At 65.5% G+C, this 25579-nt stretch carries 24 protein-coding genes; 6 read left to right on the top strand and 18 right to left on the bottom strand.

Annotated elements, in window-relative coordinates:
* Positions 1-4: 4 nt before the first annotated feature.
* Together ZAL01S_RS00900 and ZAL01S_RS00895 are read right to left on the bottom strand one after the other, a co-directional pair.
* Positions 5-1573 carry a hypothetical protein gene (locus ZAL01S_RS00900; RefSeq protein WP_066078357.1) on the bottom strand — a complete coding sequence of 523 codons (1569 nt, stop codon included), beginning with the start codon at positions 1571-1573 and terminating at the stop codon, positions 5-7.
* On the bottom strand, positions 1549-2532 hold the full coding sequence (locus ZAL01S_RS00895; protein WP_241179606.1) for an ABC transporter ATP-binding protein: 984 nt from the start codon (positions 2530-2532) through the stop codon (positions 1549-1551). Before ZAL01S_RS00895 ends, ZAL01S_RS00900 begins: the two co-directional genes overlap by 25 nt.
* 186 nt (positions 2533-2718) lie before the next feature.
* Between ZAL01S_RS00895 and ZAL01S_RS00890 the strand changes: the two genes are divergently transcribed.
* Positions 2719-3588 (top strand): hypothetical protein, encoded by an 870-nt coding sequence (locus tag ZAL01S_RS00890; RefSeq protein WP_066078355.1) that lies wholly within the window; start codon positions 2719-2721, stop codon positions 3586-3588.
* Between the two features lie 69 nt (positions 3589-3657).
* Here the strand turns inward: ZAL01S_RS00890 and ZAL01S_RS00885 are convergent, their stop codons facing one another.
* Positions 3658-5337: a S1C family serine protease gene (locus ZAL01S_RS00885; protein WP_066078352.1), complete on the bottom strand. Its 1680-nt coding sequence runs from the start codon at positions 5335-5337 to the stop codon at positions 3658-3660.
* Positions 5334-6185, bottom strand: coding sequence for a carbon-nitrogen hydrolase family protein (locus ZAL01S_RS00880; protein WP_066078350.1), 852 nt, complete (start codon positions 6183-6185; stop codon positions 5334-5336). The genes ZAL01S_RS00885 and ZAL01S_RS00880 overlap by 4 nt, the downstream gene beginning before the upstream one ends.
* Positions 6186-6328: 143 nt before the next feature.
* On the opposite strand from ZAL01S_RS00880, the gene ZAL01S_RS00875 reads away from it, so the two are divergent.
* Complete coding sequence (locus ZAL01S_RS00875; RefSeq protein WP_066078347.1) at positions 6329-6727, top strand: hypothetical protein; 399 nt, start codon at positions 6329-6331, stop codon at positions 6725-6727.
* Positions 6728-6819: 92 nt separating this feature from the next.
* Here ZAL01S_RS00875 and ZAL01S_RS00870 read toward each other — a convergent pair whose 3' ends face one another.
* Both ZAL01S_RS00870 and hisC read right to left on the bottom strand, forming a co-directional pair.
* A complete protein-coding gene (locus ZAL01S_RS00870; RefSeq protein ID WP_066078344.1) occupies positions 6820-7221 on the bottom strand; it encodes a hypothetical protein in 402 nt (133 codons plus the stop codon).
* Positions 7222-7251: 30 nt separating this feature from the next.
* Positions 7252-8319: a histidinol-phosphate transaminase gene (gene hisC, locus ZAL01S_RS00865; protein WP_244875283.1), complete on the bottom strand. Its 1068-nt coding sequence runs from the start codon at positions 8317-8319 to the stop codon at positions 7252-7254.
* 321 nt (positions 8320-8640) lie between these two features.
* Between hisC and ZAL01S_RS00860 the strand changes: the two genes are divergently transcribed.
* Together ZAL01S_RS00860 and ZAL01S_RS00855 are read left to right on the top strand one after the other, a co-directional pair.
* Entirely contained in the window at positions 8641-9117 is a 477-nt protein-coding gene (locus ZAL01S_RS00860) for an Lrp/AsnC family transcriptional regulator (RefSeq protein ID WP_066078341.1), read from the top strand.
* A 78-nt stretch (positions 9118-9195) separates the two neighbouring features.
* Positions 9196-9732, top strand: a complete 537-nt coding sequence (locus ZAL01S_RS00855) for a DUF2938 domain-containing protein (protein WP_083522949.1) — start codon at positions 9196-9198, stop codon at positions 9730-9732.
* Here ZAL01S_RS00855 and ZAL01S_RS00850 read toward each other — a convergent pair.
* Positions 9691-10296 (bottom strand): helix-turn-helix domain-containing protein, encoded by a 606-nt coding sequence (locus ZAL01S_RS00850; RefSeq protein ID WP_066078335.1) that lies wholly within the window; start codon positions 10294-10296, stop codon positions 9691-9693. The genes ZAL01S_RS00855 and ZAL01S_RS00850 overlap by 42 nt on opposite strands.
* A gap of 30 nt (positions 10297-10326) precedes the next feature.
* On the opposite strand from ZAL01S_RS00850, the gene ZAL01S_RS00845 reads away from it, so the two are divergent.
* Complete coding sequence (locus ZAL01S_RS00845; RefSeq protein ID WP_066078332.1) at positions 10327-11313, top strand: IS481 family transposase; 987 nt, start codon at positions 10327-10329, stop codon at positions 11311-11313.
* Positions 11314-11377: 64 nt separating this feature from the next.
* On the opposite strand, the gene ZAL01S_RS00840 is transcribed toward ZAL01S_RS00845, so the two are convergent.
* The 7 genes from ZAL01S_RS00840 to ZAL01S_RS00815 all read right to left on the bottom strand — a co-directional run bounded on the left by ZAL01S_RS00840 (position 11378) and on the right by ZAL01S_RS00815 (position 17103).
* Positions 11378-12352, bottom strand: a complete 975-nt coding sequence (locus tag ZAL01S_RS00840; RefSeq protein WP_066078329.1) for an SPFH domain-containing protein — start codon at positions 12350-12352, stop codon at positions 11378-11380.
* A gap of 98 nt (positions 12353-12450) precedes the next feature.
* On the bottom strand, positions 12451-12921 hold the full coding sequence (locus ZAL01S_RS00835) for a flavodoxin domain-containing protein (RefSeq protein WP_066078328.1): 471 nt from the start codon (positions 12919-12921) through the stop codon (positions 12451-12453).
* 128 nt (positions 12922-13049) lie between these two features.
* Positions 13050-13154 (bottom strand): MetS family NSS transporter small subunit, encoded by a 105-nt coding sequence (locus tag ZAL01S_RS10055; RefSeq protein WP_110467096.1) that lies wholly within the window; start codon positions 13152-13154, stop codon positions 13050-13052.
* Positions 13151-14788: a sodium-dependent transporter gene (locus ZAL01S_RS00830; protein WP_066078325.1), complete on the bottom strand. Its 1638-nt coding sequence runs from the start codon at positions 14786-14788 to the stop codon at positions 13151-13153. Before ZAL01S_RS00830 ends, ZAL01S_RS10055 begins: the two co-directional genes overlap by 4 nt.
* Positions 14789-15098: 310 nt before the next feature.
* Positions 15099-15866 carry a hypothetical protein gene (locus ZAL01S_RS00825; protein WP_066078323.1) on the bottom strand — a complete coding sequence of 256 codons (768 nt, stop codon included), beginning with the start codon at positions 15864-15866 and terminating at the stop codon, positions 15099-15101.
* A complete protein-coding gene (locus ZAL01S_RS00820) occupies positions 15863-16723 on the bottom strand; it encodes an ATP-binding cassette domain-containing protein (protein ID WP_066078320.1) in 861 nt (286 codons plus the stop codon). The genes ZAL01S_RS00825 and ZAL01S_RS00820 overlap by 4 nt, the downstream gene beginning before the upstream one ends.
* Positions 16720-17103 carry a GntR family transcriptional regulator gene (locus ZAL01S_RS00815; protein WP_066078317.1) on the bottom strand — a complete coding sequence of 128 codons (384 nt, stop codon included), beginning with the start codon at positions 17101-17103 and terminating at the stop codon, positions 16720-16722. The genes ZAL01S_RS00820 and ZAL01S_RS00815 overlap by 4 nt, the downstream gene beginning before the upstream one ends.
* Positions 17104-17411: 308 nt before the next feature.
* Between ZAL01S_RS00815 and ZAL01S_RS10190 the strand changes: the two genes are divergently transcribed.
* Positions 17412-17750: a 4'-phosphopantetheinyl transferase family protein gene (locus tag ZAL01S_RS10190; RefSeq protein ID WP_159421526.1), complete on the top strand. Its 339-nt coding sequence runs from the start codon at positions 17412-17414 to the stop codon at positions 17748-17750.
* A gap of 96 nt (positions 17751-17846) precedes the next feature.
* Here ZAL01S_RS10190 and ZAL01S_RS00805 read toward each other — a convergent pair whose 3' ends face one another.
* The 4 genes from ZAL01S_RS00805 to ZAL01S_RS00790 form a co-directional block, all read right to left on the bottom strand.
* Positions 17847-19202 (bottom strand): M1 family metallopeptidase, encoded by a 1356-nt coding sequence (locus ZAL01S_RS00805; RefSeq protein WP_159421525.1) that lies wholly within the window; start codon positions 19200-19202, stop codon positions 17847-17849.
* 9 nt (positions 19203-19211) lie between these two features.
* A complete protein-coding gene (locus ZAL01S_RS00800) occupies positions 19212-23099 on the bottom strand; it encodes a Pls/PosA family non-ribosomal peptide synthetase (protein WP_244875282.1) in 3888 nt (1295 codons plus the stop codon).
* 189 nt (positions 23100-23288) lie between these two features.
* Positions 23289-24152 carry a 3-hydroxyacyl-CoA dehydrogenase gene (locus tag ZAL01S_RS00795; RefSeq protein WP_066078306.1) on the bottom strand — a complete coding sequence of 288 codons (864 nt, stop codon included), beginning with the start codon at positions 24150-24152 and terminating at the stop codon, positions 23289-23291.
* 174 nt (positions 24153-24326) lie between these two features.
* Positions 24327-25571: a toxic anion resistance protein gene (locus ZAL01S_RS00790; RefSeq protein ID WP_066078303.1), complete on the bottom strand. Its 1245-nt coding sequence runs from the start codon at positions 25569-25571 to the stop codon at positions 24327-24329.
* Positions 25572-25579: the final 8 nt, after the last annotated feature.

Raw genomic sequence — 25579 nt, 5'->3', positions numbered from 1 at the left:
TCAGCTAGAGCGTGGAAGCGAACGACATGATTTCGCTCGTGCGTCGTTCAAAGACGCGGCCGCCGACGCGAAGCCCCACGATGAGGACGATGGCACCGAGAACAAGCCCGATGCCGAATCCGCAGACGTGGAACACCCACGAGTTGTTCATCACCCCGAGCACCGAGCACGCGATCGAGGGGGTTGCGATGATGAGGCAGAGCACGGCGCCGGCAAGCGCGATGGGCGCTGCGGCACCCCAAGAGCGCACCGGCTGGCTGAACGGTGAGTCACCGGGGCGAGCCACCGCATACGGCGCGAGTGCGCTCGTGATGCTCGAGATGCCAGCAGCGCCGCCAACGAGTGCTGCCGCAATACCGGCGTTCGAGAGTGCCGCTATCCAGCTCTGCGTGAGGAGGGCCGTCGTGAGCGTGCCGGCCACGATAACGAAGCCGCCGACGATGAGTGCGGGGGTGGCGCGGCCGAGGCGGTCGCTCAGGCCCTTCATGCCGGAGGTGACGTGCAGCCAGATGGCAGAGCCGTCGTAGGCGAGGTCGTTGTGAAGCATCCACGCCAGGAGGAAGCTCAGCACCGGCACCGGGATGGTGGCGAGCACGCGCGGGTCGACGCCCACGAAGGCAAGCGGGATGAGGATGATCATGGGCAGCGCGATGATGCCGGCGAGCAGCACCTGGTAGCGCGGATCACGCATCCAGTACACGAGGGAACGTGCCGCGACGGCTCCGGCGGGAGTTGCCCGGAAGCGGTCGAAGATGCCGAGGGCAAGGCCAGGCTTTCGCCACTCCGAGTGGAGCGCGAAGGCGTGCTGGCGGCGGGCCCACCAGGCGTAGAGCACGAGCATGATGACGAGCGTGGCCGCACCGACACCGAGGCGAACAGCGGCAGGCAGCGTCCCGCCGTAGGCGTAGGCCGAGGCGGCAGCCCACGGTGCACCGAACGGTGACCAGGCGAGCACGAGGCTCACGAGGTCGGGCATGCCGCCCTGTTGTTCGGGTGCGAGGAGCGAGAGGAAGAGCGCGGGCGCAAGGCCAAGGCCGAGAAGAATCGCGAGGACACGCCACCAGTCCCCTGCCCCGTGGAGGCGATCGAGGGCGGTGCCGAGGATGCCGCCGAGTCGAGCCGCGGTGACGACCATCCCAGCACCAATGATGGCACCGCCGGCGAGCCACGCCCACGCGAGCGGATCCTCCGCCGTGAGCCCCTCCTTGACGACGAACACGATCGACGCGAGCAGGAGCATGAGGAACGGCAGGCCGAGCACGCTGTGCGAGAAGGAGACCCGAGCACTCTTGCCTGCGCCGACCCCGAGCATGGCGAGCTTTCGCGGCGGTGTCGGGTCAAGATCGTGATAGTTCATGCCGCCAAAGCCGGCGCCAAGCGTCGCGATGACGCCCGCGAGCGCGGGCGCAGCAGCATCGCCAAGACGGTGATCAAGCAGTGCGATCATGAGGCACACGAGCGCGAGGAGCGCCGTGCCAATGAGGAAACGGATGCGGCGGGCGCGCTGCGGTGAGGTGCGGTCGTGTGCGCCGCGGAGGGCCGCTCGCCTTAGTGGAAGGAAATGTCCAGCCAATCCAGACCCTCCTCCTGACGAGTTCCCTGCGCGAGGTCGCGGAAGCGTTCTTCGAGTGTGACGTCGCCGCGCACCTCGTCGACGGTGCCCGAGGCGAGCAGTTCACCGGCGACGATGACCGCAACGCGGTCACAGATGCGCTGCACGAGGTCCATGCTGTGGCTCGACAGGATGACGCTGCCGCCGCGTTCGACAACGTCGAGCAGGATGTGCGAGAGCTCGCTCGCCGAGACCGGGTCGATCGCTTCGAAGGGTTCGTCGAGCACGAGCACACGCGGGGCGTGCACGAGCGCGGATGCGAGGGAGATCTTCTTCGCCATACCGGCCGAGAAGTCGGCGACGATGCGGTCGGCGGAGGTTTCGAGACCGAACACCGTGAGGAGCGAGGCGGCCCGCTGCTCAGCTTCCTCGCGCTCGAGACCGCGAATGACGCCCGTGTAGTAGAGGAGCTGCGATGCGGTGAGCTGTTCAAAGGTGCGCAGGCGGTCGGGCAGGACGCCGATGTGGCGGTGTGCCTCGGCAGGCTGCTGCCAGACATCCACGCCGTGCACTTCGACGTTGCCGCTCGTGGGGCGAAGGAGCCCCGTCGCCATGGACAACGTCGTCGTCTTCCCGGCCCCGTTCGGGCCGACCACACCGAGGATGGAGCCCTGGCGAAGTTCGAGGTTCACCTCAGTGACCGCCTCAACCTGACCGAAACGCTTCGTGAGGTTGTTGAGCGACATGACGACCTCGCCGACCTTGCGGTCGGAGGCGCCCGTGAGCGGGGTGAGCGGCGTCATCGTCGACATACCCGCGGCGGTTGCCGCACCCAGACGCGTGTTGCGCGGTTTGTTCGATTCCGCGGCTCGTTGAGGCTCGCCCGCGGGCTCCATCATGCGTGCAAGTGCCTCATGTGCACCGTCGGTCTTCGGGGGCGAGACACGGTTGGACGCATCGTTTCGGGGCAGCTCGTTCATCCCTGCAACGCTATCAAGCACTGCAGACATCGATCTTCGCCCATGAAGCGGATTCCTGTCCTCCAGGAGCATGAACACCCGGAATCCGCCCGACGCGAACGTCCAGCCGGGCACCAGATGTGGCCCGTACGCTTCCTGCGCGGCGAGTCACCGCTACTCGCTCCCCCACTGTTCAGGAGGCTACTCATGACCGACCAGCACCGTCACGCCTCGGACGATGCGCAGGAGCCGCAGAAGGCTGGGCAGGCACCGCTGCCCCCGCGCATCGAAGACATCGAGAGCGTTGACACGCCTGAAGGCTTTGAGCGCGTCCTCGACCGGCTGCTCGCGATTCAGCGTCCCGTGGTGGTTGCTCGCATCCGCCAGCTTCGTCGTCAGCACCCGGATGAGTCTCCTGTCGAGCTCGTGAAGCGACTCGAGCGTGACTACCGAAATGCTGTGACGCTCTCCGGCGGCGCTGTCGGTGCTGCTGCGGCGGTGCCGGGCGTCGGCACGGTCACCTCGGCAACGATCACCGGTGTCGAAACGGCCGCATTCCTTGAAGTGACCGCCCTCTACGGCCAGGCCATCGCCGAGCTACACGGCATCGCGACGAACAACCCGACGCGTGCTCGCACGCTCGTGATGTCGCTCATGCTGGGCGACTCGGCGAAGAAGCTCGTGCGGCAGTTTGCTGGCCAGCTCTCCGGTAAACAGGTCCTCGACTCGTCTGGCCGCCAGGCGTTCTGGGGCGAGCTCATCGCGAAGAGCATGCCGGCCTCACTCATGGGCGAGCTTGCGAAGCAGATCCGCAAATCGTTCACGAAGAAGGTCATGACACGTGTGGGCGCGGGATCGCTCGGGCGCATTATCCCCTTCGGTATCGGCGCCGTCGTTGGCGGTACCGGTAACCGCCTGCTCGCGAACCGCGTCATCGAGGCCTCGCACAGTGCCTTCGGGCCGCTGCCCTCGGGCTTCCACCGTGATCTCACGGTGGAGCCGGGCACGAAGCAGAGCAGCTTCATGTTCTTCAGGCCGGTGCTCCCCACGCGCAAGCACAAGGAAATCGAGCGCTAGGCCGCACCGTTATCAACACGCCAAGGGGCCCTTCGGATCGTCCGGAGGGCCCCTTCACGTGGAGTGCGACTAGAGCTCGTCGAGTGTGACCGGCACGTCGACGGTTGTGCCACCTCGGACGATGCGAATCGTCACGTTCGTGCCCGCGGGGAGCGCTCGCAGCTGCGCGGCGAGGTCGCCCGCTTCGCGAATCTGGACGGCATCGAGTTGTGTCACGACATCGTCAACCTGGATCCCTGCCTTCGCCGCGGCACGGCCGGGCTCGACGGCGGTGACGCGTGCGCCAATGTGCGTCGAGTCGGCGTTTCCGGGCTTCTCGTCACGAAGGGATGCACCGATCACCCCGTGGCTCGGGTAATGCGTCGTCTGCAGTTCGTTCGCGATGCGATTGGCGACGTTCGACGGCACGGCGAACGAGATGCCAATGGAGCCGGTGTCACCGCGGTGAGGTGCCGCTCCCTGTCCCTTGGACCCAGTCGCGATGGCGACGTTGATGCCGACCACTCGACCTTGGCCGTCGATGAGGGGCCCGCCAGAGTTGCCGGGGTTCACGGAAGCGTCGCTTTGGATGACGGCAACGCGAACGCCCTCGCCTTCCGGGCGGTGCTGTTCCATCGCGTAGGGCGCCGTGGCAGGATCACCCTCGGGAGCCGCAGGCGAACGCACGTCAATACTCCGCTGGGTGTTGCTCAGGATGCCTTGCGAGGCACTGTCGCTCAAGCCGAGCGGCGAACCGATCGCGGCGACGGGAGTACCTGCGGCCAGCTGCGAGCTGTCGGCAAACTCGGCAGGCGTGAGCCCCTGAGCACCTTCGAGTTTGATGAGGGCCAGGTCCACGAGTGGGTCAAGACCAACCGGTACCGCGTCGTACACGCGGCCGTCCGGCGTGGTGGCACGCACCTTTGCATCATTCGAGGTGCCGTCCGCGGTCACGACGTGCGCGTTCGTGAGCACGAGACCGTCGCTCGAGACGATGACGCCGGAGCCAAGTTCACTGCCGGTGCCCGATTGCACATCGAGCTGCACCGTCGAGGCGCTTGCCCGTTCAATCGCTGCGGCGAAGGAGCCTTCGGCGGCGACGGGGGCGGACTCATCCATCTGACTGTGCGTTGCTTCGGCGGGGCTGAACGCGCCGCCGAGTCCGCCGACGACAAGGCCCGAGACGAGACCACCGACGGCGGCCGCAGCAAGGGCCGTCGTGAGGAGGGTCCCCATCCCGAAGCGTCGTCCGCGCCGGAACTCGGCCTGTCCCCTCGCGTCGATCGTTGGAGCAGGCGGCGTCGCACCAAAGCGCGGGCCGGGTGTCGCGGCGTTGGGTTCGCCAAAGGCGGAGCTGGGCGCGGATGTTGCAGGGGTCGGTGCTGGTGACGGCTGCGCGATGGGCGGCACGCCCCAATCGCTCGTCGAGAACACCGTGGCGTTCTGCTGCGACGGCTCCGCGAGCTGGGCTACCGGAGCATCCGGCAGTGACTCGGTGGACGTCTCCGGCTGCGTCGGGGACGCCACCGGGACCGGGGGCTCTGATGCAGCAGGAGGCGTCATCGACTCGTCCTGCTGCAGCTGAGGTGCCGTGGGAGCTTCCGGTGGGGGCGGTGGCGTCGTCATCGACGATGCGGTGACGTGCGCCGAACCGTCCTGTGCCTCGGCCTGCGCTGAGAAGGTGCTCGCTTCCGGTGCCGCCTCAGGCACCGTGAATGGCGTCGGAGGCTTGAGCGGGGCGTCCTGGTTCTGACGCTCCAGCTCGCTCACGCCTGAGCCTCCACGCCAGTGCGAGCAACTGCGTCGAATCGACGAACCGACAGCGAGGGGTTCGTTGCGCGGACATGCGCGATGTCCGCAGCCTCGACGCTCACGAGACCAATCCCTTCACCGCTGCCAAGCTTCTCGCGCACGACACCGCTCGCATCCACGAGCTGTGCAAGCCCGACGCCGTGCGGCATCGGGTGGTCCGTCGCGGCAACGACGACGGTCGACTCAATGGCCCGCGCCGCAATGAGCGTGTTCCAGTGGTGTTCCTTGAGCGGGCCAGGCACCCACTGTGCGGGCATGAGGATAACCTCGGCTCCGGCAGCAGCGAGGCGACGCGTTACCTCCGGAAAGCGAAGGTCGTAGCAGGTTTGGATGCCGAAGCTCACGCCGTTCACGGCAAAGATCGGCAGCTCGGCGTCGCTCGAGCCGGCCTCAACGAACTGGCTTTCGCTCGCGCCAAACGCGTCATAAAGGTGCAGCTTTCGGTAGACGGCTCGCGTCTCGCCGTCCGCCCCGATCGCGACGGTCGTGTTCTGGAACTTGCTCGGGTTCTCCCCCGTTTCAACGAGAGATGCCACCACGACGATGCCGTGCTGCGCAGCAGCCTCACGCATGGCCGTCACGAACGGCCCGTCCAGCGGCTCGGCCGCGCGCACCGCTTCCTCGCTCGGAGCACCGTCAAAGAAGGATGCGTACTCGGGTGCAAGCACGAGATCGGCGCCGCGACGTGCCCCCTCCTCGACGGCTTCGACCAGCCGCTGCCGGTTCGCATCCGCATCGACCCCCGGCGCATATTGGGCGAGGGCAATCGTCACCTGTGTTGATTCATGTTGCGTCGCGGTCGTCATAGAGGCGAGCGTAGCCCCATACCCCAGAATGTCGACCGAGAATTCACGGCCTCGCCACGCGCCTGGGCTTGTTCCAGTCAGCTTCGCGCGCTAGCTTCACAAGTGCGTCACTTGACGCGTCACGTCCTGAACAAGGAGCTCCCATGCCGACCTTCGCAGTTTTGTTCCGTTACGAAGTCACCTCGGGACTCGTCATCGAGGCCAAGGACGAGCAGGAGGCCGTCGAGCTCGCAACCGAGTTCGAGTTCTCCGCAAACGACGCGATCGAGGATGCCGACAACGTGCAGATCGTTCGCCGCTACCTCGACGAGGTCACGGCAGAGCCGGCCGAGGCCGAGTCGCAGGATGACGCTGAAGACCTCCTCGACGAGTGGATCGACGAGGACGCAGCGGCAGATGACGATGAAGATCTCCCGGGCGAAGACGACGACTTCGAAGAGTTCGACGACGAAGAAGACGACGAGGACGACGACTTCGATTCGGACGACTTCGACGACGAGGATGAAGACGAGAACGACGAACTCGACGAGTCCAAGCGCTAACCATTCGCCCAGCACGGGGTCCGGTCACTGCACCGGGCCCCGTGCTTCGTGCCCGGGGTCGTGCGTGAGGAACCCGCTTCCCCCTGCCCCTGCTACAGCGTCGTGAGCAGGAAGAAGAGGTAGCCGGTCAGCCCGAACATGGGCCATGCGACGAGGAACATTGGGAAGAGTTTCAGCCCGCGAAGGCGCGCGATGATGAGGCAGGCGCCAGAGCAGATGCCGATAATGAGCGCGCCAACGAGCAGGGCGACCGGCAACATCGAATAGATGTGGCCAAAGGGGACGGTGATCTCATGGCCCGTATGTGACTGGACGAGTGTCACCGCCCATCCTGTCACCATCAACACGGGGAAGACGCCTGGAAGGCTGCCGAGCGCAAAAATTGCTGTCCCCCAGAGCAGCGACTCGATCCAGTTCGGGCCGACCGCTTGAAACAGGCCCGCGCGCAAACGAAGAGTCCGCCCACGCGATGCGGGGACGGACTCTTCACTCATGCCGCTAGCGTACGCGATCGATACGCCTGACTAGGCCGAGATGAGCTCGTGTGCGGCGCGCAGCGCGTGGACGACGCGGTCGTTCGCGGCCGGGTCGCCGATCGTGATGCGCAGACCTTCACCGTGGAAGGGACGCGACAGGACTCCGTACTCGAAGAGGACGCCGAGCACACGCTCAGTGTCTTCATTGAGGCGCAGCCAGAAGAAGTTGCCGTGCGAGTCGACGACGTTCCAGCCAGTCTCACGAACCTGCTCGATAACGCGCTCGCGCTCAGACACGAGCTGCTCGATGCGCTCGGAGAGCTCGTCCTCAGCGTCGAGCGAAGCGCAAGCAGCGCGCTGTGCGAGTGCGGTCACGGCGAAGGGCACGCACACCTTGCGGAGGTTGTCGCACACCTCGATCGGAGCGATGGCGTAGCCGACGCGAAGACCCGCAAGGCCGTATGCCTTCGAGAAGGTGTGGAGCACGGCGACGTTGTCATAGCGCTTGAAGAAGTCAAGGCCGAGCGCCGTCTCAGGGTCGCGGTTGAAGTGCTCGTATGCTTCGTCGATGACGACGAGAACGTCCTTCGGCACCTTCTGCATGAAGGCCTCAACCTCGGCGTGCGAGCACGTGGCACCGGTCGGGTTGTTCGGGTTGCAGATGATGATGAGGCGCGTCTTGTCGGTGATGGCTGCGGCCATCGCGTCGAAGTCGTGGCGCTCGTCCTCGGTGAGCGGCACCATGACCGGCTCGGCGCCGTGGGTGAGCGCCATGACCGGGTAGGCCTCAAAGGAACGCCATGCGAAGAGCACCTCGTCGCCCTCGTCGCAGGTCGCGGCAATAAGCTGGCTTGCAACCTCGACCGAGCCCGCGCCGACGGCGATCTGCATCGGGTCGATGTCGTGCTTCTGCGCGAGGCGCTCGCGCAGGGCGGTCGCCATCATGTCCGGGTAGATGTTGGCGGTGTCGATTTCGGCGGCGATGGCCTGCTTCACCGCGGCGAGCGGCTCAAAAGGAACCTCGTTGGACGAGAGCTTGACGACGTCGTCAGTCTCGGGCGAGGCGCCCTGGCGGTAGTTGGGAAGCTTGGACAGGGCGTCGCGCTGACGGATCACGTGTGACTCCTCAAGTGGTCGTTCGGCAAGTTGTTGATGTTGCAGGGCGTGCCGAAACCGCACGGATTCGTGCGGCTCAAGCGGATGGATCAGGGACAGTCCTGGATGGTTACAGCGGGCCTCGTTACCCGTGCACCCCCGTAGGAACGAGATGAGACTAACGATCGAAGATTGGCTGAGCAAGTCGCAGTCGGAGACTGTACATTTCGCGCAATGATGCGCATCTGGAGCGCAATACGGTATACAGTTCGACAAGCTGTGTCTCGCGAGGGTGCAGCTCGTCTTCATTCAGCGGCCTTGGACCAGCAGGAGGAACACACCATGGTGGTTGACGCACTCGACTACGGCATCGTCGAACTGTTCTCACGCGAACCCGGAACGAGCATGGTGCAGGCGGCGAAGCAGCTCGGCGTTGCGCGCCCGACGGTGCAGGCTCGACTGGCGAAGCTGCAGGCCTCCGGTGCCCTCACCGGCATCATTCCGGTGCTGGATCCGGCCGAGTTCGGCTACCCGATCACCGCCATGTGCCGCGTGCTCATTGAACAGCGCCTCGGCCACGACGCCTTCCTCCGCGACATCGCAACGATCCCCGAGGTGCTCGACCTCTACACGATCACCGGTGACTTTGACGTGTCGATGCGCGTGGTCGCAAAGTCGAACGCCGATCTGCAGCGCGTCTTCGATGAGATCTCTGCCATCCCCTCCGTCACGCGTACGACGAGCGCGATCGTCCTCCACTCGCACCTGCAGGACCGCACGCTGCAGCTGTTCGAGCGCGCCTGCAAGGAGCAGAACTAGCTGTACTGACCGGACAGGTTGGTTGACGATTGCCGAAACGGCAAGAGCAGTTGCTGCATCTCCGAGGTGTGCGCAGTAATGGGTACCTACCTAGGAGAGGAACTGGTCATGCGTGTTGGTGTGGGTGAAGTTGTCCAAGCGGCTGTGGTGGGCGTCGGGGCCACGGTGACGATGGACGGGGTTGCGGAGGTACTTCGCCGGACCCGGGGTGCGAGGTCGTTGGACTACGCCATGGTGGGTCGGTGGATCGGACACATGCGCGAGGGTGTGTTCAAGCACGAGTCGATCATGGCCGCCGAGCCGGTCCCTCATGAGAAGGAGCTGGGCTGGGTGGCCCATTACGCCATCGGAACTGGCTTTGCGGTGGCATTGGCAGTCGTTGACCCGGGATGGCTTGAGAGGCCTCGTTTCGTCCCGGCCGTGGCCTGGGGACTGGGCACGGTGGCCGCGCCTTGGCTGCTCATGCAGCCCTGCTTCGGGATGGGCGTGGCAGCATCGAAGGCCCCCAATCCCCGGCAGGCTCGTCTCGGCAGTCTGCGAGCTCACGGCAGCTATGGGGCGGGGATCTGGCTGTCAGGACGGATCGTCCGGGCTATCGTGCGTCGCGGCGCGTGACCCGGCCTGTGCGGGGCCGGCCAGGTGGATCCGCTGTCCTTGCAGGCCCAGCAGGCTGAGGACCTCCACCGGCGCCGTCCCGGTGCTGCCGAACCAGTGCGGGGTGGTGGTGTCGAACTCGGCAGCCTGTCCGGCGGTGAGCACCACGTCGTGGTTTCCGACGATGAGCCGGAGTTCTCCGGACAGGACGTAGAGCCATTCGTGGCCTTCATGTCGGCACGGGGCGGGTGTCGACCTGGTGGACGGGATGACCATCTTGAGTGCCTGTTGTGGCCCCGGGAAGTGTGTCAGCGGAACCACCACCATGCCGTTGCGACGCACTGGCCGTGGGTGGACGCGGGGGTCTCCCACAGCAGGAGCACCGACAAGGTCATCCAAGGGCAGGTCGTAGAGGGTCGACAACGCGAGCAAGAACTCCAGAGTGGGTTTCCGGCCACCGGACTCCAGCCGCGACAACGTCGAGGTCGAGATACCGGTCGCCTCGGCGACATCGCCCAGCGTGAGTTCTCGCGCCTGACGAATGCTACGCAGCCGGGGCCCGACGCCCCCGAGAACGTCATCCATCAATCCACCTCCGTCTCCACAGAGGACACTGTGTCACACCCCAACGCTGCCCTGACGCCCCGCCATCGCCTGATGGTGGGGCGCCTTGTCGTCGACGAAGACTGGCCCATCAGTGAGGTTGCCGCGCGTTTCCAGGTCTCCTGGCCGACCGTGAAGCGCTGGGCTGACCGGTACCGCGCCGGCCAGTCCATGCAGGACCGCTCCTCACGCCCGCACCGGTCGCCGAACAAGACCAGCCCCGCCACGACCAAGCGCTGCATCCAACTCCGGATGCGCCTCCGCGAGGGACCGGTCCAACTCGCGTGCCGACTCGGCATCGCCCCGTCGACGGTCCACCGGATCCTGGCCGACGCGCACCTGAACCGCCTCTCCCACGTCGACCGCGCCACCGGCGAACCCGTCCGCCGCTACGAACACGACCACCCCGGCGCGATGCTCCACGTCGACGTGAAGAAGCTCGGCAACATCCCCAACGGCGGAGGCTGGCGCTATGTCGGCCGACAACAAGGCGACCGCAACCGCGCTGCCACACCTGACAAGCCCAAGAACAAGTGGCGGGATCCGTTGATGGGCAAGGCCTACGTCCACACCGTGATCGACGACCACTCCCGCGTCGCCTACGCCGAGATCCACGACGACGAAACCGCACTCACCGCCACCGCAGTCCTCGTTCGGGCTGTCGAGTGGTTCAACGCCCGCGGCATCACTGTCGAGCGGGTCCTGTCGGACAACGGTGGCGCGTACCGGTCACACCAGTGGCGCGACACCTGCCACGAGCTCGGCATCCAGCACAAGCGCACCAGGCCCTATCGGCCGCAGACCAACGGCAAGATCGAGAGATTCCACCGCACCCTGGCCGACGGCTGGGCCTACGCCCGCTGCTACACCTCCGAGGCCGAACGACCCGGCGAGTTCGACGGTTGGCTTCACTTTTACAACCAGCACCGCCCGCACACGGCCTGCGGCAGCCAGCCGCCCTTCTCACGATTGATTAACGTCCCCGGTCAGTACAACTAGCAATGCGAACGTCATCGGGCAGCGTCACTTGGATTGTGACGCTGCCCGATGACGTGTTCAGTGTCTAGCGCTGCTGCGGCTGCTGCTGTGGGTGCTGACGCTGCGGCTGCTGCGGCGCGAGCGGCGCACCCTCTTGCGCGTGAATCGCGAGGAGCGTGTTGCGGATCTCGTCCTGAGAGCTCGCAAGACCGCCCGCGTTTGACGGCACGAAAATCGTGTTCGAGCGGGACTGCGTGCCAATGTCTCGGAGCGTGTCGAAGTACTGCGTCATCATGAGCAGCTGCTCGGGCGACTCGTCAATACCGATCGCGCGGAGCACCTGGTACTGCTCGGCGAGACCCTCAACGATGGCCTTGCGCTGGCTGGCCACACCGACACCCTGCAGGCGCTTCGTTTCAGCCTCCGCCTCTGCTGCCTTGATGGCACGAATCTTGACGGCCTCACCCTCAGCGCTGGCCGCCTCACGTTCGCGCTGGGCGGCGTTGATGCGGTTCATTGACTCGCGCACGCGCGGATCCGTCGGGGAAATGTCCGTAACCAGAGTGTTCTGGATCTGATATCCGTACTGGGCCATCTGACGCTGCAGACGAGCCTCGATGTCGTTCGCGATGGCGTCCTTGTTGGAGTAGGCCTCGTCGAGGCTGAGGTCGGCGAGCGTCGTACGGATGGTGTCGAATACGTAGGCGCGAATCTGTTCCTCGGGCGCCGAGAGCGAGTAGTACGCCTCGCGGACACGGTCCGGCAGCGGGCGGAACTGCACCGCGACGGGGATGTTCACGAAAACGTTGTCCTTCGTCTTTGATTCGACGAGCACATTGAGCTGCTGGAGTCGGAGGTCGATTGTGGCTGCCACCGAGTCGATGAAGGGAATCTTCATAGACAGACCCGGGTGCGCCACCCGAACGAACTTGCCGAAGCGCTCAATGATTTTGTTCGTCGCCTGCTTCGTCACGACAAAGCTCAGCGGCAGGATGACGAAGAGCAGGATGACGATCGCTACGAAGACGAACGATCCAAAGATGATGAGCAGTTCTGGCACGGTGGTCCTTCCGGAGTGGGGTTGCTCTGCCAGTCTGCCGGAGACCACCGACATTCGCGTCGGTCGCGTGACCGATTCAGCTGCGGTGCTGCGATGTACTACGCGGCGTGCGCGTGGATGCGGTCCGCGAAGGCGTCGATCGCATCCCAGTCACGGAAGTCGCCGAACGTGCCACCCACGATCTTGATGAGCTGACGTTCCACAAAGCCAACCTCGGAGTGGTCGACGACGCCGCGGAAGTACTCGTGCTCAACCGGCTCAATCTCGGCGACCGCTTTGCGTGCGTCATCCGAGAGGGCTTCGTTGCCTCCCACAGAGAAGGCCCACACCCGAGCCTGACGGAGGTCGTCCCCGCGCTTGCGCAGGAGCACCGCGCCGTCCTTGAACCACGTGCCGACGTAGATCGAGCATCCAACAATGACTCGCTCATAGCCGGCGAAGGATTCGGGAGCCTCAGCACACGGCTTGAGCTCGACCTGTTCGCCGAGCTCCGTGAGCCGAGCGGCAATGCGCTCCGCGATCGACTTGGTCGCACCGTACTTGCTTGCGTAGAGGATGAGGCTGGCCATGGGGCGAGCGTAGCCGCCACCGTGCGTGCGCCCAGAAGTCTTGTCAGAACCGTCAACCGATCCGTGCGAAGACGCAGCACGCGCGGGCCCTGAGGTGGTTCAGGACCCGCGCGTGCTGTCGATGATCGCTAGTCGTCGCGGCCAGCGCGGCGGAGGTTGGCAATGGCGCCAGCCAGGCCGCCCCAGAGCACGCCAGTGGACACCAGCAGCATGATGATGGCTTCGGGGGTCATGCGCGCACCTCCTCACGCTCGTCGTCGGCCTGTTCGACGGGGATCTCCCCCGTCATGGCGTTGGTGAAGTGTTCGTCCTCGGTGTCTTCATCCACATCCGTGACGACTCCCTGCTTCCACGGGATGAGGGAGATGAGGGCACCGACCACGATGAGCGCGAGCGCCATCCCCCAGCCGTAGATGTTCACGAACTCGACCGGGTAATCACCGTCGCCGTAGACACTCGTCACCTTCGTGATGATCTCGGTCACGAGGATGTAGGTGAGCGCGAGCGGCGAGATGACACCCGCGAGGAGCATCCAGAACTTGCCGACCGAGATCGACGAGACGCGCGAGATGTGGCGTGCAAGCAGCGGCAGCTTCCGCGCGATGAGAACCACGGCAATGAGCGTGGCGAGGGCACCGGCGAGGATGCCGAACTTGTTCACGAACTCGTCCACAACATCAAGCAGGTACAGGCCCGTCGTCGTCGGGAAGAGCAGGAGTGAGAGGGCCGCGAGCGGAATACCCACGACGAAGGTCGCCTGCAGGCGGCCGAGGCTCATCTTGTCGCGGACGGCAGCGATGACCACCTCGACGAGCGAGATGAGCGAGGTGAGGCCAGCGAACACGAGCGAACCGAAGAAGAGGACGCCGATGAGCGGACCGAAGGGTGCCTGCGAGATGAGGGTCGGGAAGGCGACGAAGGCGAGGCCGATGCCGCCGGTGGCTACCTCATCGACGCTCGTGCCACTCGCGTGGGCCATGAAGCCGAGGGCGGCGAACACACCAATACCGGCGAGCAACTCGAAGCTCGAGTTGGCGAAGGCAACCACGAAGCCGGAGCCGGTGAGGTCGGTCTTGCGCTCGAGGTACGAGGAGTAGGTGACCATGATGCCGAAGCCGACCGAGAGCGAGAAAAAGATCTGGCCGTAGGCGGCAGCCCACACGCCTGGGTCAGCGAGTGCTTCCCAGTTCGGGGTGAACAGTGAGTTGAGGCCGTCGAGTGCACCCGGGAGGAAGAGTGACTGCACGACGAGGATGACGAACATGACCACGAGCAGCGGCATGAAGATGAGGTTCGCGCGGGCGATGCCCTTGCTCACGCCGAAGGCGAGGATGCCGATCGTCACAGCCCACACGACAAGCTGCGGGATGAGGACCTCGGGCACGAAGGTGAAGCCCGTGGTCACATCCGCCTGCAAGTGCAGGAAGCAGTCGTAGAGGAAGCCCTTCGCGTCATCACCCCAGGCTTGGTTGAACGAGAAGAACATGTACATGACGGCCCAGGCGATGATGACCGCGTAGTACGCCGCGATGACAAAGCAGACCGCGACCTGCCACCAGCCGAAGCCTTCGAGCCACTTGGCGATGCGGCGGAAGGTGAGCGGCGTTGAGCCGCGATAGCGGTGGCCGAGGGCATAGTCGAAGAAGAGCAGGGGGATGCCCGCGGTGAGGATTGCGACGAGGTACGGGATCATGAACGCGCCGCCGCCGTTGTCGTAGGTGACGTACGGGAAGCGCCAGATGTTGCCGAGGCCGACGGCGGAGCCGATCGCGGACAGGATGAAGATGTTGCGCGAGGAGAAGGTCTCGCTCTGTTTTGTGGTTTCGGCGCGTGGGGTGGCCGAAGTGCCAGCGGTGCTGGTCGACATGGGTCCTCCGGTGCAGGGATGCGGGGACGCGCGGGCAGCGCGTGGTGGATTCCTCAGCGCAACGACGGTGTTGCTTGGCCTGGAGGTCGCGGGGGTGGTGCGGCTTCAAGCGGTGGTGAGGTGGTGCATCCGAGGGTCTCCCGGAGATGTGAGGGTCAAGTATAGCCGAGGCCAGGGCCTCTCCTCCCCCCGCTCCCACCGGCCGTCTGACCACAGCATGTTGCCGTGGACTCTGACAGGAGTAGCGAAAAGGTCCGTCCGGCGAACAAGACGCTGGCCGAACGGACCGTGTACTTCGCGTTGAATTCCCCTAGCGATATCGCTGAATGGGCGAGCGCAGGAGCATGATCACCGCGATCGGAATCATGAGTAGCCCGCAGGGGGCGATGAGGTGTCCGTTGCTGAAGAACCATTCGAGGAAGCTGCTGACACCCGTGATGGTTCCTCCGAAGCCGAACGCGTCATGGTCACGCACCATCGCGTTGAAGATGGCGTCGATCGCGATCGGCCAGACGATGAGGATGCCGATGAACGTGGCGACCGCCCAATGGAGGCTTCGGTACAGGCATCCGGTCAAGACACCTGCCGCGGCGGCCACGATGAGGAGCAGTGCGATGGCCCAGAGCTGCCCCGCATCCCAGGGCATCACGCCGAGTCGCTCGGATCCCGCATCGCTACCCAGCTGGGCAATGAGGTTCCAGGCCAGCGCCGTGAGGAGGCCGATGACGATCGAGACACTCTCGACGATGATCGTGATCGTCAGCTGACCACGTCGGCCGATGCCCGCGAGCGCTCCCATCCGGTCAAGGTCCGTGCCGAACCAGATCGAGATCGCGAACAGACCGATCGCCATGCCGACCGAGAATCGCCCGGCCTGCATGTCGGGCTGCGCTGCCCCACCGTCGCTCGTGAACAGGAAGTCCAAGACGAAGAGCTGCACGAGCACGAGAGCATTGGCGATGAGCCACACGATGGACATGAAGCGCACGAGGAGGCACTTCACCATCGCAGCGATCGGCGGTGTCACCGGCGCAAGGTTGTGGATGTTGTTCTGCTGTGCCGAAGTGGTTGTGCTCATCGTCCTGCCTCCTGAATGAGTGCCGCGAAGGCGTCTTGCATCGTGAGTGGGGCGCTCACGAGTCGTCCTCGTTCAAGGATGTCTGCCGGGAGCGGACCATCGAGTGTGACCTCGAGGGTCGGGCCGAGTGCACGCTCGGCGAGGACGCGGCGGTTCTGGACTGCTTCACGAACGGCCGATGTCGAGCCTGTGACGGTGACGAAGCGGGCCGTGAAGTCGTCGGCTGCCTCATCCGCCAGCACCATGCCGCGGTTCAGGACGACGAGGTGCCCGATGACACGGTCCAGTTCTGCGACGAGGTGCGTCGAGATAAGGAAGGTCTGGCCGCGCTCCGCGTTCGCGGTGATGATCTCTTCGTAGAGGGCGTAGCGGGTCGGGACGTCCATACCGGCGTGGACCTCGTCGAGGATGACGATGGGTGCCATGCTCGCCAGGGCGAGCGCTGCCGCGAAACCGGACTGCTTGCCGAGCGAGAGCTTCTCGACCTTGCCCCGTTCTGGGAGGTCGAAGCGGCGCGCGCAGTGCTGGTAGAGCTCTTCATCCCAGCCCGGGCGAAGGCGAGCGAAGCCGAGCACCTCCTTCATGCTGATCTCGCCGAAGTTGTTGCCTTCATGTGCGATGACGCAGCGTGCGACGCGTTCGTCGGTCGTGGTCGCGGCACCGTTCACGCGAATGGTGCCTGCGCTCGGTTCGAGCTGGCCGGCGATCATGCGCAGAAGCGTTGTCTTGCCACAGCCGTTCGGGCCGAGGATGCCGGTGATCGAGCCGGGCTCGATCGTGAGGTTGAGCGGCTGCAGCGCGGCATCCGATTCGCTCTGGCCGCGGTAGCGCTTGGTGACTCCATCGAGCTGAATCATCGTGATTCCTCCTGAAGTTCGTGGATGGCGTCGGTGACGTGTTCAGTGAGTTCCTCCGCCGTGAGCCCGAGGGCGAGGCCCTTGCTGAGCGCCGGCTTGAGGACGGTGTTGCGGTAGTCGGTTCGGCCCCCGTCGCGCAGTTGCTGGCGGGCACCAGAGGTGACGAACATGCCGACGCCGCGTCGCTTTTCGAGGAGCCCCTCGTCGACGAGCTGGGCGAAGGCCTTTGCGGCGGTGGCCGGGTTGATGCGGTACGTCGTGGCGTACGCAGTGGTGGACATGACTTGCGCTCCCTCAGGCAGTGATCCGGTGAGGATCTGCTCTCGGAGATCGCGGGCGATCTGTACGTAGATCGGTTCCGAGCCGGTGAATTCGACCATGTCACTCCTCCACCCCCTCTCCTTTAGTTCCTTACATGACTAATGAACCATAGAACTAGAGAACCGTCAAGTCGTGTGCCGACGGATACGCTGAGGCCATGACCGCGCCGCTTGTGCATGTGAGGCTCGTCCCGCGTGAGACTGTTCACGAAGCACTTGTTGCGCTGGCCGTGCAGCACGGCGCCCCGAGTAGCGCACGCCTCACGCACGCGTGCCCGAGCTGCGGGAGCAGCGAGCACGGACGACCGGTCCTTCACGGAGATGGCGCACTCCCCCACGTGTCGCTCTCACATGCCAGAGGCACGGGCATGAGCCTCATCACGGTGTGTTGTGAGGCGCCGGTCGGGGTTGACGTGGAGCCCTCCTCCCGCCGGGATGAGGTCGCGAGTGCTGCCGAGGTGGCGCTCCATCGCAATGAGCATCCTTCGTCGCCGGATGAGATGCTCCGACTGTGGGTGCGGAAGGAGGCGCTCCTCAAGGCGCACGGCACGGGCCTTGCGACAGATCCACGATGCGTCCACCTCGACACCTCCGGCCACATCCTCGAAGGCCCCACTGGCGCCATCGTGGACCTCACGCTCGGCCCCGACTGGTGCGCCGCCATCGCCGTACTCGGCCCGACACCAGAGATGGTCGTCTCCTACTGAGGTGGTCGAGATCTCGAAAGGGGCTGCACCCTACTCGATTCGGCGGCGCCGGGCGTAGCCCGGTGTATCGAGACCACCGACGTGAGCGCGACGGCCCTAGCGAGCAAGGACGGGCATGGGCGGAAGCTCCGGCGAGAAGAGCCACGCCTCCATGACGGCCCGCAGCTGCTCGGCGCGCGGCCCCGCAAAGCGCTCACAGTGCGCCATGAAGTCGGCCGTCGTCACCGTCTGGTACGCGTAGTCATGGGTCCAGGCCTGCAGCATCCGGAAGAACACGCTGTCACCGAGCACGCAGCGGATGGCGTGCAGCGTAATCGCACCGCGCTTGTACACCCAGTCGTCGAACATGTTCTTCATACCCGGGTCGACGAGCGTGAGCCCGTGCGGCTTGAAGCGCAGCGTCGGGTAGTGGCGCGCCACCTGCTGCTGCACGCTCTGCACACCGGCAACGCTCGCCGAACGGTAGTCCGACCAGAGCCACTCCGAGTAGCAGGCGAAGCCTTCGTGGAGCCAGATGTCGCTGAGCGTCGTCGAGGTGACGCTGTTCCCGAACCACTGGTGTGCGAGTTCGTGCGCGACGAGACGTTCGTGGTCCCAGGTCGGTGAGACGAAGTTGCAGCCAAAGGAGCTGAGCCCCTGCGCCTCGAGCGGGATCTCGAGCGGGTCACCCACGATGACGGCGCGGTACTCGTCGAAGGGGTACGGCCCGAACACTTCGCTGAAGAAGTCGAGCATCTCTGCCTGGCGTGCGAACGCCGTCCCGGCCCCCACATTGAGGCCGACGGGCGCGACGATCTCCACCGGCTTTCGCGCAGGACGTCGTTTGATCGCGTAGTTCCCGATCTGGAGCGTCGCGAGGTACGGCGACATCGGGTACTTCATGTCGTAGATCCACCGCTTCGCCCCACCGACGCGCACCATCGAACCGAGGGAACCGTTCGCGATGACCGTGTAGTTGGCATCGCAAATCACCTCGATGCGGTACGTGGCCTTGTTCGCGGCGTCGTTGTTGCACGGGAACCAGCCGGGAGCGCCCTGCGGCTGCGAACCGACCATGGACCCTGCCGTGAGTTCCTCCCAGCCCGCCTCGCCATGGGCACCAGGCACAGGCCGAGGCTTACCGGAGACGCGCAGATCGACGACAAACCGCTCACCCGCGTCGTGGTGTCCGATGTCCAGGTTGAGGCGGCGCTGGTTGTGGCGGAACTTGATACGCTGCCCGTCAAGCTGCACCTTGTCGGCGGTGAGCCCGTAGAGGTCGAGCGCGATCTTGCTCGTCGGCTCGAGGATCTCAACGTCGAGGGTGGCGCGCTCGTCGAGGCGGTTGCTGGCGACCTTGTAGTTGAGCTCAAGGTCGTAGTGGAGCACGCGGTAGCGGCTATCGCCGTGACCGGGAAGGTAAGGGTCCGGCGAATGCATCTGTGCTCCGTTCACGCTCGTCGAGTAAGCCAAGTCTCCAGCCTAGTCCTCGTCCTCAATCCACGGCCCGATGGGGTTGCCGACCCAGCGGGTTTTGTCGGGCGCCTGTTCGCCGCGCATGACGAGGGAGCCGGGGCCGACCGTTGCGTGGCGGCCGAGGGAAGCTGCGGGGAGGATTACGGAGTTCGGGCCGAGCGTTGCGCCCGGGCCGAGTTTCACCGTGTCCATTGCGAGGACGCGGTCATGAAACAGGTGCGTCTGCACGACACAGCCGTGGCCGACCGTCGCACCGTCACCGAGTTCGATGAGGTCATGTTCGGGCAGCCAGTAGCTTTCGCACCAGACGCCCTTGCCGACCTTCGCGCCCATGAGGCGGAAGTAGAGGCTGAGGAGGGGCGTGCCGCTGATGTGGCCGACGAGCCACGGCACGGCGAGCGCTTCGACGAAGGTGTCGGCGAGTTCATCACGCCACACAAACGACGACCAGAGCGGGTGCTCGGATGCGGTGAAGCGGCCCACGAGGATCCACTTCATGATGACGGCGACGAGCATGGCGATGACGCCGAAGGTGAGGAGCACGATGCCCGAGAGCGCCGCAGCAGCCCACCATCCCCAGTACTGGATGATGCATATGAGGGCGCTCGCGCCGAGCACGTGGAGGATGAGGTGCACGAGCCACACGATGGGCCGACAGCTTTCCACGAAGGCACGTGCAAGGCGCAGCTTCATGGGCGGCGCGTAGGTGCGGCTCGTGTCGACGGCGTTGGCGGTGCGGCGCAGCTTCTCGGGAGGCGAACCCACCCATGAGGAGCCGGGCTTCGCCTTCTTGCGGCGCGGCGCGGCCGAGAGCACGGCGACGAGCGACTTCTTCGGAACTTTGCGGCCGGGGGCGGTCATGCCGGAGTTACCGACGAAGGCGCCGCGGCCAATTTTCACGCGTTCGATGCGGAGCCAGCCGCCGCCGAGCTCGTAGCCACCGATAAGGGTGTCGTCGGCGAGGAAGGCGCCGGCACCCACGCGTGTGAGCTTCGGGATCATAAGGACGGTGGAGGCTTCCGCATCCTTGCCAATGTCAGCACCGAGTGCGCGCAGCCACCACGTGGTTGCGACGCCCGAGTAGAGCGGGAACAGCCACGTGCGGGCTTCATCCATGATGCGCAGCGTCGCCCAGGCCTGGAGTGCACGGATGCCCTGCGTCGGGTGGTGGCCGCCGTCGAGGCCGAGGCCAAGCAGGCGCACGAGCACGAGGATCATGAGCATGAGCGATCCATAACCCGCGACGGCACAGGCGAAGAGCGGCCACGAGAGCGTCACGCCGAGGGATTCGGCGAGCGTGGTCGTCGTGTGGAGCGGGATCCAGAGGATCGCGAGCGCGACCCCAATCGCGATGACCGGGAGCAGCGAGATGAGCACGCCGGTGAGGGCGTAGAGGCCCGTGAAGATGGAGCGCGGCTTCGGGCGTGCCTCCCAGGGGCCGCGGGCCTCGCCGATCTGCACGGCAGGCGATCCGGACCACCGCTCCCCTGCCGGCACCTTGCCGCACACGGTCGAGCCCTGCGCGATTTCGGCGTCGCGGCCGATCTTCACACCGCCGATGAGCGTCGAGCGTGCGCCGACGCGGGCACCCTTGCCTACCTCGATCGTGCCGAGGTGGAGGGTAGCGCCGTCAATCCAGTGGCCCTTGAGGTCAACTTCGGGTTCGATCGCACAGCCGTCGCCAAGCTTGAGATGGCCGGTGATCGGCGGCATGGAGTGGAGGTCGAGGTACTTACCAACCTGGCATCCGAGCAGTCGCGCGTACCAGCGCACGAGGCCGGCACCCGCGATGAGGCCAGCACCGAGTTCGTCGGCGATGTGTTCGGCGAGCCAGACTCGCAGGTGCACGGATCCGCCGCGCGGGTAGGCGCCGGGCTTCACCCCGGCGAGAAGGATGCGGGATGCGAGGGCCGAGAGCGCGAGGCGTCCCGGTGCGAACACGAGGAGGAGCCAGGCAACGCCGAGCAGCCACCAGGGCGCAAGCGGCACGAGCTGACCTGGAAGTGCCCAGCCGAGGAAGTCGGCGACCTTGAGTCCGAGGGCGAGCCAGAAGAGCCAGCGCAGGCCCGTGATCGTGCGGAGCGGGATGAGCGCGAGCATCTGCAGGAACTGCGTCCCCTTCGACACCGGCGACACCTGCTCGTTGAGCCGGCCTGCGGGAGTGTCGACCTCGTCGAGCCAGGCGGCGAAGCGGCCGACGGTGTGGTGTTCGTACACGTCCGCAACCGTTGCCGTGACGTACCGTTCACGCACACGAGCAATGACCTGTGCGGCGGTGAGCGAGCCACCACCGAGGGCGAAGAAGTCTTCGTCCGGCGAGGTGGGCTTCGTGCCGAGCACGTCGCTCCAGATCCCCGCGACCCACTGCGCGGTCTCACTGAGCGCGCCGGTGTCGGCACTCGGGTCTTCAGGGAGCGGCCAGGGCAGCGCGTTGCGGTCGATCTTGCCGCTCGTGCGGGTGGGAAGGTCATCCACGACGGCGAGGCGAGGGACGAGCGCGGCTGGCATGTCGGCGCGGAGCTTGTCGAGGCTTGCAGCCTTGTCGAAGGCGTCGTCGACGGTGAGGTAGCCGACGATGAGTGAGTTACCGCTTGTGGTCTTGCGGACTGCGGCAGCGGCGCCGATGACGCCGGGGAGCTGCAGAAGCGCCGAGTCGATCTCGCCAAGCTCGATGCGGCGGCCGCCGACCTTCACCTGATCGTCGGCGCGCCCTTTGAAGATGAGGCCAGCGGGGTCGTTCACGACAACATCGCCGGAGCGGTAGGCGCGCTCCCAGCCGAGCGTCGGCATCGGCGCGTACTTCTCGGCGTCCTTTTCCGGGTCGAGGTAGCGGGCAAGGCCCACGCCACCGATGATGAGTTCGCCGCTCTCCCCCTCGGGGACGCGGTTGCCTTCTGCATCGACGACGGCGAGGTCCCAACCGTCGAGCGGCAGGCCGATGCGCACCGGCGTCTCACCAGTGAGCTTCGCGCCACACGCGACGACGGTCGCTTCGGTCGGGCCGTAGGTGTTCCACACTTCGCGGTGTTCATTCGCGAGGCGGGCACCGATCTCCGGCGGGCAGGCTTCACCACCGAGGATGAGCAGGCGCACGTTCTTGAGTGCGTCGCTCGGCCAGAGCGAGACGAGTGTCGGCACGGTCGAGACGATCGTGATGTCGTTCGCGACGAGCCAAGGGCCGAGGTCCATGCCGGAGCGGACGAGCGACCGCGGTGCGGGAACAAGGCAGGCACCGTACGCCCACGCGAGCCACATCTCTTCACAGCTCGCGTCGAAGGCTACCGAGAGGCCCGCCATGACGCGGTCGCCCGGGCCGATGGGCGCGTTCTGGAGGAACATCGTCGATTCGGCATCCACGAAGGCGGCGCCGTTGCGGTGCGTGACGGCAACGCCCTTCGGTTTGCCGGTGGAGCCGGAGGTGAAGATCACCCAGCAGTCGTCGAGAGTACGCGGCGCCTGCACCTCGATCGGCTCGCGCGGCGTCTCAAGGCGGGAGGTGATGACGAGGTCGGCTGTGATGATGGCGGCGACGTGGGCTTCGCTGAAGACGGTGCGGGCACGCTCGTCCGGGTCGTCCTTGTCGACCGGCACGTAGGCGGCACCCGCGAGGAGGATGCCCATGATGGCGACGTAGAGGTCTGCTGTGCCGGAGGGAACGCGCACACCAACCTTGTCTCCGCGCCCGATACCAAGCTCTGCGAGCGATGCCGCGACGTTCGCTGCGGCTTCGTGGAACTCTTCGTAGGTCAGGACGACGCCGCCCGCGTCGAGTGCTCGGGCGTCGGGCGAGGTGGCGAGGGTGTCGAGGAAAATGTCGACGAGGGTGCGCGGCTCGTGTGCGCGGCCACCCGCGAGCAGCGGATCGCGGAGTGCAGTTTCAGCGGGGAGAGTCACAGACAAGCTTCCAGTTCTTCGACATCAACAACAGTGTCGCCCCGAAGGGCGGCGCATTATAGACATATCAGGTAACGGGCGACCAAATGGCCAGAATCCACGAGTTTAGCCAGTTCTTTGGCAGAACGCGGCGCTGCGGGCCATAGAAAACGGCGGCCCGGGAAATGCCGAGCCGCCGTCTCGATGACCTTAGTCGTTGTAGGTGTAGAAGCCTGCGCCGGTTGCGCGACCAAGCTTGCCCTGGTCGATGTACTGCTCCTTGAGCATCTTCGCGAAGGCCTGCGACTCCTCCGACGGGTTGGCCGCCGAGATGTTGTAGGCGGTGTTGAGGCCGACGATGTCGTAGATCTGGAACGGGCCGAGCGGTGCGCCGGTGGCGATGCGCCAGGTCTTGTCGATCGTCTCCGGGTCGGCGACACCCTTCACGAGGAGGCCAGCACCGGCGTTGAGGAACGGGACGAGGAGCGAGTTGAGAACGTAGCCCGGCTGCTCCTTGAGGACCTTGATCGGGACCATCTTGATCTCTTCGGCGAACTCAACGATCGTGTCGAAGATTTCGGGCGAGGTCTTCGAGGTGCCCATGACCTCGGCGGTGTTGAGGCGCCAGATGTGGTTGGCGAAGTGGAGCGCGAGGAACTTCTCCGGGCGCCCCGTGTACTCCATGAAGGTGCTCGGGAGCATCGTCGACGAGTTCGTCGCGAAGATGGTCTTCTCCGGGGCAACCTTGGCGAGGTTCTCGTAGGTCGACTTCTTGATCTCGACGGTCTCCGGCACAGCCTCGATGACGAGGTCAGCGTCGGCAACAGCCTCAGCGAGGTCCATCGAGAGACGGATCGACTCGGCAGCCTTCTCGGCCTGGCCGTTCTCGGTGCCCGGGTACTTGTCGGCCTTGTAGGCCTGGATGAGGCCAGCGAAACGCTGCTTGGCCGTCTCGAGCGCCTGCTCGTTGATGTCGAAGGCAGTCACCTCGAAGCCGCAGTAGGCGGTCTGGAAGGCGATCTGCGAGCCAAGCACGCCAGTGCCCAGAACGGTGACCTTACGAATATCAGTCATAGGAAATGCTCCTCAGCCCTGGGGCAACGCGGGGTGCGTCACCCACACCTCCAACCTAGAACCTCCAGGTGAGCATCAGCCGAGTCGTACGAGCCGCAACAGCACGACACAACCGCCCCGTGAACGGCCAGCGCACTGGCTCATCCGACGGGGCGGTCGGGATGTGTTGAAGGCCTAGACCTCGAGGCTCGGCGGAGTGAGTCCCCCACCGATCTGCGGCGCCTGGCCTGCCTCACCGCGGGCAAGCTCGTTCTCGCGCGAACGCTCAAGGTACGGCTTCGCACGCTCGAGCTGTGCATTGAGGTTGTCGATCGTGCTCGCGAAGTTCTTGTTCGCGTTCACGCGGAACGCCTCGATCTGGTCGATCGTCGCGAACACGTTGTCGTAGGCGCGCTGGAGGGTCTCCAGCGAGACGCCCGAATTGACGGCCTGCTCCTGGACGCGAGCGGTGTTGTCGCGCAGCATCTGGCTCGTCTGGTCGATCATCGCGTTCGTGGTGGAGTTCACGGCGTCGATCTGGTCGAGCACGATGCGTTGGTTCTCGAGCGCCTGCGCCACGATGACGGCAGTGCGCAGGGCGGTCATCGTCGTCGTCTTCGCTCGCTCCACGCCATCCACGAGCTTGATGTTGTTGTCCTGGATGAGGTCCATCGAGAGGTAGGACTGCACACAGACAGCCATCTGGGTCTGCACATCCGTGTGGCGCTGGCGGATCGCGAAGAGCACATCCGACTCCATCGCCTGCGCGGCCTGCACGTCACCCGAAGCCTTGAGAGCGTCGATCTTGCGGACGACGGCGGCGTCAAGTTCGGTGAGGAGGGCGCCGAGCTTCTTGAGCTCACCCATCGACTCCCAGAGGCTCTTGCGCTCGATCGCGAGTGCCGCGTTGTCCTTGCGGAGGGTGTCCTGGCCGCGCTCGAGCGAGACGAGCACCTGGTTGAGCTGATCCTGGTTCGACTCGTACTGGCGGAAGTAGCGCTGCACCTGCTTGCCACCGGGGAGCATGCGGGCGAGCTTTGTCATGAACGACTGGTTGTTCGGTGCGAGCTCCTCCACCTTGTTGCGGAGGTCGACGAGCGAGCGGGCGACGTCTGCGGCGTGCCCCTGACCGCCCGCTGCCTTTGCCTGCTGGAGGCTTGTCTGCAGGAAGCGGTTCGAAGCCTGCGAGGTCTGCTGGATCTCGGCGCGGGCGACGTTCTGGATGGCGCGGATCTGCTCGAGGTACTCGGGCGTCTTCGCCTTGAGCGTGGCAAGGTGTCCCACCCAGGTGTCGGCGCGGTGGCGCAGGTCGAGGGCGACCTCGGGCGAGATGTCCGGAAGCATGTCCACAGCCTTCGACTGCGGCACTTCCTCGACGGCAGGCGCAGCCTCAATGGGCGCGAGTTCTTCCGGGCTTGGCGGCTGCAGCTTGTCAGTCATCGGTGGCT

The organism is [Zimmermannella] alba NBRC 15616 (assembly GCF_001570905.1).
Taxonomy (GTDB): Bacteria; Actinomycetota; Actinomycetes; order Actinomycetales; family Microbacteriaceae; genus Pseudoclavibacter; species Pseudoclavibacter albus.
This window is presented reverse-complemented; position numbering and strand designations above follow the sequence as displayed.